The following is a 9,985-nucleotide window of genomic DNA, read 5'->3' on the forward strand; positions in this document are numbered from 1 at the left end:
AATATAGGTATGATGTTTTTATTGCCTTAATATGTAGCTTGGCGAAGCTTTTTGTAGTACTCTATAATTTCTTTGAAGTCAATATGGTGGTGTTGGTCAAAATGTTTCCATATATCGTCCTTTATCACTACGCCTCCAAATCCCAATTCTTTAAGTTCTGAAATTCGGTCTTTTGTCACTCCTCCCATAGCATAGATGTGCTTTCCTAACAATCCTTGACGTTGCAATTCTTTCAGTTCTATTGCCGAGAGGGTGTGCGCTTCGTCTTCATTGTTGCCATAAACATTCTTTAGAAACACATAGTCCGAAATTCGTTTCATATCCTTTAGATACATCGTGTTGTTGCAAGTGCGTCCTATTGTTCCACGATAGTTGGTTTGTTCTCCATAGTTATCAATGTGAATACCTGCCAATCCATAATCTTTTGTTAAACCATAATGCTGATGCACAATGATATACCTGTGATATGTTTTAGGAATTAAGGAGAGCAGGCGTTGGAGATAGAGGGGCGAACTATCAGCCTTCGAGATGTGGAGATTGTCAAGTCCCTCCTCGAAGAGTGCTGTCAGAATTTTGTCTTCTTCCACAAAATAAGTGGGTTGAGTCATTATGGCGACCTTCATAACCTTTTTATTTTTCCACTGCAAAGGTATGTATTATTTCCGAGGTTCACAAATTTTTCAGTATATTTGCAGAATGAAATTAGATACAACAACATTCCAAGGACTTACAAAGCCTGTTTATATATTAGAGGAACAACGCCTTCGCCGCAATCTTCAGCTTATTTCCGATGTGGCTAAGGCTGCCGATGTAGAAATTATCTTAGCCTTCAAGGCATACGCTTTGTGGAAAACTTTCCCCATCTTTCGTGAATATATCCGTGCCACAACGGCATCTTCTTTATACGAAGCCAAGTTGGGTAACACCGAGTTTGGTGCACCCACTCACACTTTTTCGCCTGCTTATACCGATTACGAAATAGACGAAATAGCCTGTTGTTCTTCACATTTAGTATTTAATTCGCTCACTCAATTCACTCGCTTTTTCAATCGTGCAACAGCCGTAAATCCACAATTGAGTTGCGGACTGCGTGTAAATCCTGAATATTCGGAGGTAGATACGCTCATCTACAACCCCTGTGCAGCAGGTACACGTTTTGGCGTATCAGCCGATAAGTTGCCTGCCGACTTGCCAAAGGGCATAGATGGTTTCCACGTTCATTGTCATTGCGAAAGCGGAAGCGACGTTTTCGAACGCACCCTTCAACATATTGAAGCAAAATTCTCAAAATGGTTCTCCCAAATCCGTTGGATTAACTTTGGCGGTGGGCACTTGATGACCCGAAAAGATTACGATACCGACCGCCTTATTTCCATTCTTAAAGCCTTCAAAGCACGCTATCCCCACCTGAAGGTGATACTCGAGCCAGGTAGTGCATTTGCTTGGCAAACAGGACCATTGGTGGCGCAAGTGGTAGACGTAGTGGAAGATAAAGGCATAAGCACAGCCATACTCAATGTTAGCTTTACCTGCCATATGCCTGACTGCTTGGAAATGCCTTATCACCCTGCTGTGCGCAATGCTGAAGTGGTGGATGATGCGTACCAAAACGATAAAAATGTGTATCGCTTAGGTGGAAATAGTTGTCTTAGCGGCGACTGGATGGGCTATTGGAAGTTTGACCACGAACTACAAATAGGCGAAACCATCATCTTCGAGGATATGCTACATTACACCACCGTAAAGACCAATATGTTTAACGGCATCACCCATCCCGATCTTGCACTTCTACATCTTGATGGCGAATTAGAGCTACTTCGCAGCTACAAGTATGAAGATTATCGTGACAGAATGGACTAATTTTTTCCCTCAACGTTTACTTTGGCACATCTTTTGCTTACCCATTAGTGGATAAATAAAGCAAAAATAGGAGGATAAAACAGATGTCATTCGTAGATTATTACAAGATATTAGGTGTATCGAAAGATATTCCACAGAAAGATGTGCGTGCAGCTTATCGCAAGCGTGCCAAGCAGTTCCACCCCGACTTACACCCCAACGACCCGAAGGCAAAGGCTAAGTTTCAAGCCCTGTCCGAGGCTTACGAGGTGATAGGCGACCCCGACAAGCGTGCCAAGTACGACCAGTATGGCGCACAATGGCGCAGTGCTGATGCCTTCCAAGGCTTTGGTGGGCGAGGCGGATTTAATCCTAACGGGGGTGGCTCACCTTTCGAGGGCTTCGATTTCAGCAATTTTGGCGGTGGATTTAGCAGCTTTTTTCAAGACCTCTTTGGTGGTGGAGGCGGTCGCACACAAGGTTTTGGCGGCTTTAGTCGTCAAGCTCAACAGGCAGCTACTGCACCTCGTGAGCAAGAAATGGTAGTCAATATAGACCTCTATACCGCACTGCTCGGTGGCGAAATCGTAATAACTTTGCCTCAAGGAAAGAAGATAAAACTAAAGGTAAAGCCTAACACACAGAACGGAACAAAGATGCGTGTGCGTACAAGTCAGCAAGGAAGTAGTATTATAATAACGTATAATGTGCAACTCCCAACCACCCTCACCGCCCATCAGCAAGAACTTTTGAAGCGTATGCGTGATGAACGATAAGCCAAGACCTTTGTCCACGAAGCCCACGTTTGCCACCTATCACATAAAAACAATATACCAACTATTCTAAAACATCTAAAGTAATGAAAGAACTGAAGTGCCCCCATTGCGGAAAAACCTTTACGATAGACGAGGCAGACTATGCTGCCATTCTCGCACAAGTAAAGAACCAAGAGTTTGAAGACGAAATCAATCGCCGATTGGAAGCCCTCAACGAGAAGATGAAAGCCGAAGAAGCCTTGGCAGCTGCCCGAATAGAGCAAACCTATGAGGCTAAACTCAATAAGAAAGAGGCTGAACTCTTGACTACAAAAGCCGAATTGGGGCGTATGCAAAGCGAACGCAATGCAGCGTTGGTGCAGGTGGAAAGCAAGAAAGAGGCTGAGATAATGCAGCTGAAAGCGCAAATCTCTGCAATGGAACAAAAGAAGGGTGCCGAAGTGGCACTTGCAGTAGCCGAAAAAGAAAAGACCATAGAACAGCTCAAAGCCAATATCAATGAACAACAGTCGCAACTAAAATTGGCTTTGATAGAGGAACGCAACAAGGCTTCGCTCGACCTTCAGGCCAAGGAAACCGAGATAAACCGATTGCGCTCGGAGGTAGAAATAACCATTGGCAACTCGAAACTGCGTGAAAACGAATTGGTGAAACAGCACGAAAGCCAGCTCAAAGCCAAACAAGAACTTGTAGACTATTACAAAGACCTCAAGTCGCGAATGAGTACAAAGATGGTGGGCGAAACCTTGGAAATACATTGTTCTACGCTTTTCAATCAGTTGCTTCGCCCCATTATGCCCAATGCTTACTTTGAAAAAGATAACGATGTGGCAGACGGCACCAAGGGCGACTTCGTTTTCCGTGATACCGATGAAGGCACAGAGTATGTTTCCATTATGTTCGAGATGAAAAACGAAATGGATACCACGGCAACAAAGCACAAGAACGAAGACTTTTTGAAGAAGTTGGACGATGACCGCCGCAAGAAGAACTGCGAGTTTGCCGTACTTGTTTCCTTGCTTGAACCCGACAGCGAACTCTATAACGGGGGCATTGTAGACGTATCTCACAAATATCCAAAGATGTATGTTATCCGTCCTCAATTCTTCATACCGCTCATCACGCTACTCGTCCAAACCTCAAAGAAGAGTTTGGCTTACAAACGTGAGTTGGCAATAGCTCGCAGCCAGTCGGTAGATGTTACCAACTTTGAAAATGCTTTACTCGACTTCCAAGACAAGTTTGGCAACAACTACCGCTTAGCAAGCGAAAAGTTCCAAAACGCCATTGCCGAGATAGACAAGTCGATAGACCATCTTCAAAAGATAAAAACCAATCTGCTTGGTTCGGAAAACAATCTCCGATTGGCGAACGATAAGGCGCAAAACCTTACAATAAAGAAACTTACACGCAAGAATCCTACAATGAAAGCTAAGTTTGACGAGGCACGCAAACAGCAAGCCAACGAACTAATAGAGTAGGGATAGAATACATAAAATACGCTTTAGCACTTTCGCTGAAGCGTATTTTTTTTATCTCTTAATGAATTTTGCAGGCAAATTATTTCAGATTGAACCTCACACCTGCTTTGAGCTGGAACGAGAAGGGTTGGTCGCTATAAATGGTTTGTAGCTCTGAATTGTTTTTAAAGTGATAGGTTACTCCAGGCTCTAAGTAGAGACCTATGCCCTCCGTTAGATTGTATGAAGTGCCTATATGTGCTGATAGCCCCCATTGCAACTCTTTCATTTTTACCTTATTGGTGGTGACACCTGCTGTTCCATCATATTTTTCCTTTTGTTTGCCGTAGACCATTTTTTCTACACTTCCTCCTCCCGAAACGTATATTTGGGTTTTGTTTCTTTGCCACAATTGGTAGTTCAGATTGAGCGGAATACCCACAAAGTTGAGTTGTTGATGCACAGTGTGACTGATAGAGCCAACTTCGTACACTAAGTCTGACGAGTGATGACTATACATCACACCTGTTTCTACGCTCCACTTGTTGTTCAATGGTAAAGCTACCGAAATACCGAGGGTAATGGGCTGATGGTGGTTGGCTTTCTTTACTATGGTGTTTTGTCCAAATACTACCTCTGTTTCGGGATTGTCCAACCCTGCTGGCGAAAATACACCGAAAGCCGAATTTGACGAGGCATTGGGCATTCCTGCTATTAACACTCCCATCTGTGGTGCATTGCTGCGGTGGTGTTGGGTTGTAGTTGTGGTGCTACCTCCTTCGTACCATTGTGGCTTTCTCCGTTCAATTGGTTTTTCTGTTTTTTCACTTTCTGGCGCAATAGGTTTATGCTCTGTCTCTTCTTTTTCTTTCTCCTCCTTGTTTATTATTATTGTTTCGCTGTTGTCTGCCTTTTCCGTTTGAGCTGTTATTATCTCTTCACTGCTTGTTTTTGGCAGTAGAGTTGCGGCAATGGTGTGGTAGACCTGTTTGAGCGATGCAGTTAGTTTGTTGCTTCCGTTGCGTGTTTCATACTCTTCTGCCTCAATGTTGCCATTGTATGCGTCAATAACCGAAATTGTGGCTGCATTGTCTGTTCCGCTCTTTATTTTGTTATTGTTTTTTGCCAATACGCCCTTTGTATTTGTTTCGTTTGCAGTTTTAAATACAGCGTTGTTTACCAATAACAACATTCCTACCGCAGCAGCCGAAAGGAAAGCCGTAGTCCATATTATGGCTTTTCTTGGTTGTTTCTTGTGTGCCGTTAGGGGCGTAATGGCAACTTCATTTTCCTTTTTTATGGGTGGAAGATGACTTATAATATCCTCAAATAATCCTTTTGGAGGAGTAGTTTCATAATAGTCTAATTTATTATGAAATTCATCTTTCCATTTTTCTTTCATAATTTCACTCCCTTTCTGTATGAGTCAATTTGTTGTTTAAGTATAGTTTTTGCACGTGACAACTGAGAAGCAGACGATTTCTCTCTTATTCCCAGTATCTCTCCAATTTCTTTATGCGATTTGTTTTCTAACACATATAGGTTGAACACCATTCTGTAACCTTCGGGCAGCATCTGTATCATCTGCAAGAGCTTTTCTTCGGGCACATCCTGTACGCTAAGATCGGCCTCGTCTTTTTGTTCGGGCAGTTCTTCTTCGTAAACCAATGGGACGGTTTTTTTATTACGTAGAAAGCCTAAGGCTTCCATCACAATAATTTGCTTACTCCATGCAAATAGTGACCCACTGCCTCTATACTCAAAGCTATTTACCTTTGTAAATATCTTTATAAAAGCATCTTGCAGTACATCCTTTACGTCGTCGCTGTCGTTGATATAGCGTGAACACACGGTCATAAATATTGCAGCATAGTGGTTGTAAAAAGTTCTCATCGCTGAAGGGTCTCTTTTTTTGAGACCTTCAGCGATTTTTTGTTCTTCTTTCTCGTCTAATTTTATCATCCTTATTGTGTATGTCTCTCCCTCTATTTGGTATCGTTTCTTATGCGATATTTCAAAGAGGCATACTTATCTCCTTGATAAGATTTCCAATGAAGCTGTAAAGTTACATCTTTTTCTCCATTTTTTTGTGCTATTTTGTCAATTTCGGATAGTCTAAATGCAATTATTCCTGTCATCAATCGTTTGCGCATATCGCCATTGGCATTATGGGTGAGTATAAGTCGGTAGGGTTCTTTCTCGGTAGGCTGCACCAATAGGTTGATATTATGCTTTGTGAGCGGACTGCCTACAAAGGTCTTAAACCTCAGTGTGAGGTATCCGTCCTCTGCCACCGTTCCAAATTTGTTTACCACTTCTATACCGTCTCTGCCGTATTTTTTGAGTAGTTTCTCGTTGTTGGGTGCTGTGATAGCCATCTTGGTGCGAATACTGTCCCGTGAATTCAACAAGCAAGTGCAAATTTACTTAATTAGTTCGTAAAAGCACTCATATGGTGTTCTAAATTCTAATTTCTTTCTTGGTCTCATGTTAATTTTCTTTGAATACTTTGTTATTTGTTGATGACTGACATGTTCAAACGTTTCTTTTTTTGGCACGTATTGTCTAATCAGTCCGTTAGCATTTTCTATAGCCCCTTTCTGCCATGAAGCGTATGGGTCAGCAAAATAGACGGTGACACCAAGGCTTTTGCTTATCATTTCATGGCAAGCGAATTCTGTGCCGTTGTCCGTTGTAATAGACTTGACATACTCTTTGAATGGAGATAGCAAATGTATTACAGTGCGTGCTAACTCCTTGGCATTCTTTCCCTTTTTAAGTTTTCTCATAAATAGCATATTTGTACTGCGTTCTATCAGTGTCACAATAGCACCATGATTTCCTCTTCCAACAATTGTATCCATCTCGAAGTCCCCAAAGCGTTTTCCGTCAACTTCAGTAGGTCTCTCGCTGATACTTGTTCTATTGGGTATGGATATACGTCTGCTACCAACAGGCTTGGCACGATGCTTTAGCTTGTGACGACAGTGTTTATATAGTGTTCCACCTTTTGCCTTGTCCTTACGTATCGTACGATATATGGTTTCATGGCTAATACGTTTACCTTCCTTAGCCAACACGCCAGATATTTGTTCAGGAGACCATTGTTCTGTAATAAGAAGACGTATCGCTTCATCCATAACATCCTTTTTGATTGAATGATTGCCTGGCTTTTTTCGCTTTGTGAGAGCTGCATTTGCTTGGGCAGTTTCCCAATTATACTGTCCTTTGGTCCCACTATTACGTTTTATTTCACGAGATACTGTACTTGGACATACTTTTATCGCTTTCGCAATATCTTTTAATTTAATTCCATTTTGGAGTAGCACAGAAATTGTGTACCTTTGCTCCGAGGTTAATTGTTTGTACATAACAATGCAAAATTAATTAATCTTTGGGAGACAGAGGTCTCCCTTTTTTATTTTTTAAGCATTGCTTGTTGATTTTCCACTCATGGGGGCTGCTCGCCCCCAAACCCCTCGGTGTTTTCTGGTATAGATTATTAAGCTAAACCTACACCTGAAATTGCAGTTCTATGTTGAACTTGTGTCCATCCAGTTGATGTATATTTTGCTTTCGCCTTTGGTATTTTTCACCTCATTAATATTGGCAAATACTCTTACTTCTTTATTTCCGTATGGCGATTTCTTACAGTTTACAGGTGTTCCGTTTAGCTTTTCGTTTACCCATAGGGTGAAACTTTCGCCCCCGTTAATGGGCTTGATGGTTGCAATAGCATTGGGATAGTTTTTGCTATTTGTATCGTTTATATCGCTTTCGCACGAGATGAGATATAAGCTGAGCGGAAGAATAGCGATTAATGCTAAGATTGTTTTGTTTGTTTTCATTTGTTTGTTGTTTTTTTTAAGTTTATATGTACGCGTATTTTTTGTTGAGTACTCACTTTGTAAATGATGGTAACGAAAAAAGGTTGCGTTGGTTTTGGTTAAAATGTGTTTAGGCTGGTTCTATAAATTAGCTTTGTTAGATTTTGAGCTTATTTTTGAGGTCAAAATGCAAGAGAGTGAAGGAGTGTAGCGAGCTACACGACTGAGCGAACTTACATTTTGAACCAAAAAGAAGTCAAAAGATAACAAAACGTATGTCATAAAAATTTAATGACTATATGCGGTGGTAATTTATAGAACCAGCCTTTATTAGGATTTACTTTCTTTTTTGCAGTTATTGTTAATCATAAGGCGAAGGGAGCGAATGCAAATGGTTGTCTTTATAGTTCTATAATTGTGTTTTTTTTGATACCCGAAGCCCCTATATTTGATAACCAAATGTTATGGAGGCAGGTTGTGTTTGTAACATTTTCTTATTCTCTTCTTTTGTGCTGTTGCATGTCAGTTACGTGGTTAAATCTTACATTTATTCAATCGCTTGCATCGTTTACTCAGTTTGATGTGTACCGAAAAATAGAACAATAGGTATTTTTGCTTGTATAACGAAATATGGTTTTCTAACATATTGGTTTTTAGATATTTACAAACCGCTTTCAAAACATATATGTTTTACTACCCAATATATATATGTTTTACCGTCCCAAAGTTCAACTTTGGGACGGTCAAACATATATGTTTAGCTTTTCAAAGATTGATGTTATAAATGTGATTGGATAATAGAGGAAAAACAGAACAACCTTGTTTTGGCTTTTTACGTTGGGTTTAGAGTTGCTGTTGTTATATATAAAAATAGGTATATTTTTTTTGTTTCGTTATCATTTAACCCAAATCTGTCGTTAGACTTCTTCGAGATTTGCGAGCTAATGACCTCTAAGTTTGTAGAAGAATGCGACGCAGTCGCACAAACATTAAATAATCAAGATAAAACTATGATTGCTAAAGACAGTTTCGTACCTTTGTTGTAAAAAGGTAGAATCGGTCTGTCGAAGAGGTAAACCAGCTAATGACCCAACTAAAAGCTATAAATCGTTTCGGATCTCATCGACATAGTTGCAAAGACCAGATAGAAAGTTATCGGTTCTGAGTGCATTTGGTCACTGCAATGGTTAGAAACCGCCAAACATTCACCCCTGAATATAAAATCTCAGCATAAATTGAAAATAATGGTCAAAACATTTGGATATTAACATAGAAAGCGATTTGGGATAAAAATAAATTCAGAGAAGTTGTGTTCACCGATTAAAAAGGTAAGCATCCAATATTAGCCGCCTTTGTGTAACATTTTTGCTTTACTACCTTTGCCCGAAAAACTTATGTTTGTACTCAACGAAACAAATGTTTTTCGGGTTTGTTGCACTCCTGTGGATATGCGTCAGGGTATTCTTCGCCTGTCCCAATTGGTACGCAGCAATGACTTCAATCCTTCTGATGGTGTTGTCTACGTTTTCTACAATCGATCCCGTAACCGAATTAAATTGCTGCACTGGGAACGCTGTGGTTTTGTCGTGTATCATAAACAGATGGCACAGGGTTGCCTAAGTCCTAAAATCATACGGGCGAGAGCTGGATTTTATGAACTTCGCTGGGACGAATTGGTACTCTATATTGAAGGTATAAATCCTAATTGCTACCGAAGAAAAAGATACAATAAATCTTAGTATTTTCTTGCCAGTGTCAGATATTTTTTGTAATTTTACATCGTATAAAGAACTGATAATGTGATGGATATGCCTTATTGCACAATGACATCTGACTACCATTCTCTCACTCGGGAAGCTGTTGTTAAACTTCTTGAGCAAAGGGATGCTGAGCTTAAGAACAAGGATACTCAACTCAAGAACAAGGATGCTGAGCTTAAGAACAAGGATACTCAACTCAAGGATAAGGATGCTGAGCTCAAGGATAAGGATGCTGAGCTCAAGGATAAGGATGCTGAGCTCAAGGATAAGGATGCTGAGCTCAAGGATAAGGATGCTGAGCTCAAGGATAAGGATGCTGAGCT

Annotated in this window: 10 protein-coding genes and 1 pseudogene; 5 read left to right on the forward strand and 6 right to left on the reverse strand. The window is 40.7% G+C overall.

What is annotated here, in order from left to right; translation table 11 throughout:
• Positions 1-26: 26 nt before the first annotated feature.
• A complete protein-coding gene (locus CZ367_RS09640; protein WP_077196692.1) occupies positions 27-623 on the reverse strand; it encodes a beta/alpha barrel domain-containing protein in 597 nt (198 codons plus the stop codon).
• Between the two features lie 73 nt (positions 624-696).
• On the opposite strand from CZ367_RS09640, the gene nspC reads away from it, so the two are divergent.
• From nspC to CZ367_RS09655, 3 genes are all read left to right on the forward strand, one after another.
• A complete protein-coding gene (gene nspC, locus CZ367_RS09645) occupies positions 697-1,860 on the forward strand; it encodes a carboxynorspermidine decarboxylase (RefSeq protein ID WP_077196693.1) in 1,164 nt (387 codons plus the stop codon).
• Between the two features lie 83 nt (positions 1,861-1,943).
• Positions 1,944-2,615 (forward strand): DnaJ domain-containing protein, encoded by a 672-nt coding sequence (locus CZ367_RS09650; protein ID WP_077196694.1) that lies wholly within the window; start codon positions 1,944-1,946, stop codon positions 2,613-2,615.
• A gap of 83 nt (positions 2,616-2,698) precedes the next feature.
• Positions 2,699-4,096, forward strand: a complete 1,398-nt coding sequence (locus CZ367_RS09655) for a DUF2130 domain-containing protein (RefSeq protein WP_077196695.1) — start codon at positions 2,699-2,701, stop codon at positions 4,094-4,096.
• A 79-nt stretch (positions 4,097-4,175) separates the two neighbouring features.
• Here CZ367_RS09655 and CZ367_RS09660 read toward each other — a convergent pair whose 3' ends face one another.
• The 5 genes from CZ367_RS09660 to CZ367_RS09680 form a co-directional block, all read right to left on the reverse strand.
• A complete protein-coding gene (locus CZ367_RS09660) occupies positions 4,176-5,477 on the reverse strand; it encodes an outer membrane beta-barrel protein (RefSeq protein WP_077196696.1) in 1,302 nt (433 codons plus the stop codon).
• Positions 5,474-6,037, reverse strand: a complete 564-nt coding sequence (locus CZ367_RS09665) for an RNA polymerase sigma factor (protein ID WP_077196697.1) — start codon at positions 6,035-6,037, stop codon at positions 5,474-5,476. Before CZ367_RS09665 ends, CZ367_RS09660 begins: the two co-directional genes overlap by 4 nt.
• A 23-nt stretch (positions 6,038-6,060) precedes the next feature.
• Positions 6,061-6,486 (reverse strand): NigD1/NigD2 family lipoprotein, encoded by a 426-nt coding sequence (locus CZ367_RS09670; protein WP_449421157.1) that lies wholly within the window; start codon positions 6,484-6,486, stop codon positions 6,061-6,063.
• A 12-nt stretch (positions 6,487-6,498) separates the two neighbouring features.
• Positions 6,499-7,446, reverse strand: a complete 948-nt coding sequence (locus tag CZ367_RS09675; protein WP_077195399.1) for an IS30 family transposase — start codon at positions 7,444-7,446, stop codon at positions 6,499-6,501.
• 162 nt (positions 7,447-7,608) lie between these two features.
• Positions 7,609-7,923 carry a hypothetical protein gene (locus CZ367_RS09680; RefSeq protein WP_077196699.1) on the reverse strand — a complete coding sequence of 105 codons (315 nt, stop codon included), beginning with the start codon at positions 7,921-7,923 and terminating at the stop codon, positions 7,609-7,611.
• A 1,373-nt stretch (positions 7,924-9,296) separates the two neighbouring features.
• On the opposite strand from CZ367_RS09680, the gene tnpB reads away from it, so the two are divergent.
• Positions 9,297-9,641: an IS66 family insertion sequence element accessory protein TnpB gene (gene tnpB, locus CZ367_RS09685; protein ID WP_077196700.1), complete on the forward strand. Its 345-nt coding sequence runs from the start codon at positions 9,297-9,299 to the stop codon at positions 9,639-9,641.
• Between the two features lie 84 nt (positions 9,642-9,725).
• A pseudogene (locus CZ367_RS16285) lies at positions 9,726-9,985 on the forward strand (hypothetical protein); the annotation flags it as partial.

This window comes from Prevotella ihumii (assembly GCF_900155655.1).
GTDB lineage: Bacteria > Bacteroidota > Bacteroidia > Bacteroidales > Bacteroidaceae > Prevotella > Prevotella ihumii.

What these genes read in the sequence shown, in the direction of transcription:
- CZ367_RS09640 (WP_077196692.1), bottom strand. Translation starts at nt 623, where the DNA reads ATGAAGGTCGCCATAATGACTCAACCCACTTATTTTGTGGAAGAAGAC.
- nspC (WP_077196693.1), top strand. Translation starts at nt 697, where the DNA reads ATGAAATTAGATACAACAACATTCCAAGGACTTACAAAGCCTGTTTAT.
- CZ367_RS09650 (WP_077196694.1), top strand. Translation starts at nt 1,944, where the DNA reads ATGTCATTCGTAGATTATTACAAGATATTAGGTGTATCGAAAGATATT.
- CZ367_RS09655 (WP_077196695.1), top strand. Translation starts at nt 2,699, where the DNA reads ATGAAAGAACTGAAGTGCCCCCATTGCGGAAAAACCTTTACGATAGAC.
- CZ367_RS09660 (WP_077196696.1), bottom strand. Translation starts at nt 5,477, where the DNA reads ATGAAAGAAAAATGGAAAGATGAATTTCATAATAAATTAGACTATTAT.
- CZ367_RS09665 (WP_077196697.1), bottom strand. Translation starts at nt 6,037, where the DNA reads ATGATAAAATTAGACGAGAAAGAAGAACAAAAAATCGCTGAAGGTCTC.
- CZ367_RS09675 (WP_077195399.1), bottom strand. Translation starts at nt 7,446, where the DNA reads ATGTACAAACAATTAACCTCGGAGCAAAGGTACACAATTTCTGTGCTA.
- CZ367_RS09680 (WP_077196699.1), bottom strand. Translation starts at nt 7,923, where the DNA reads ATGAAAACAAACAAAACAATCTTAGCATTAATCGCTATTCTTCCGCTC.
- tnpB (WP_077196700.1), top strand. Translation starts at nt 9,297, where the DNA reads ATGTTTGTACTCAACGAAACAAATGTTTTTCGGGTTTGTTGCACTCCT.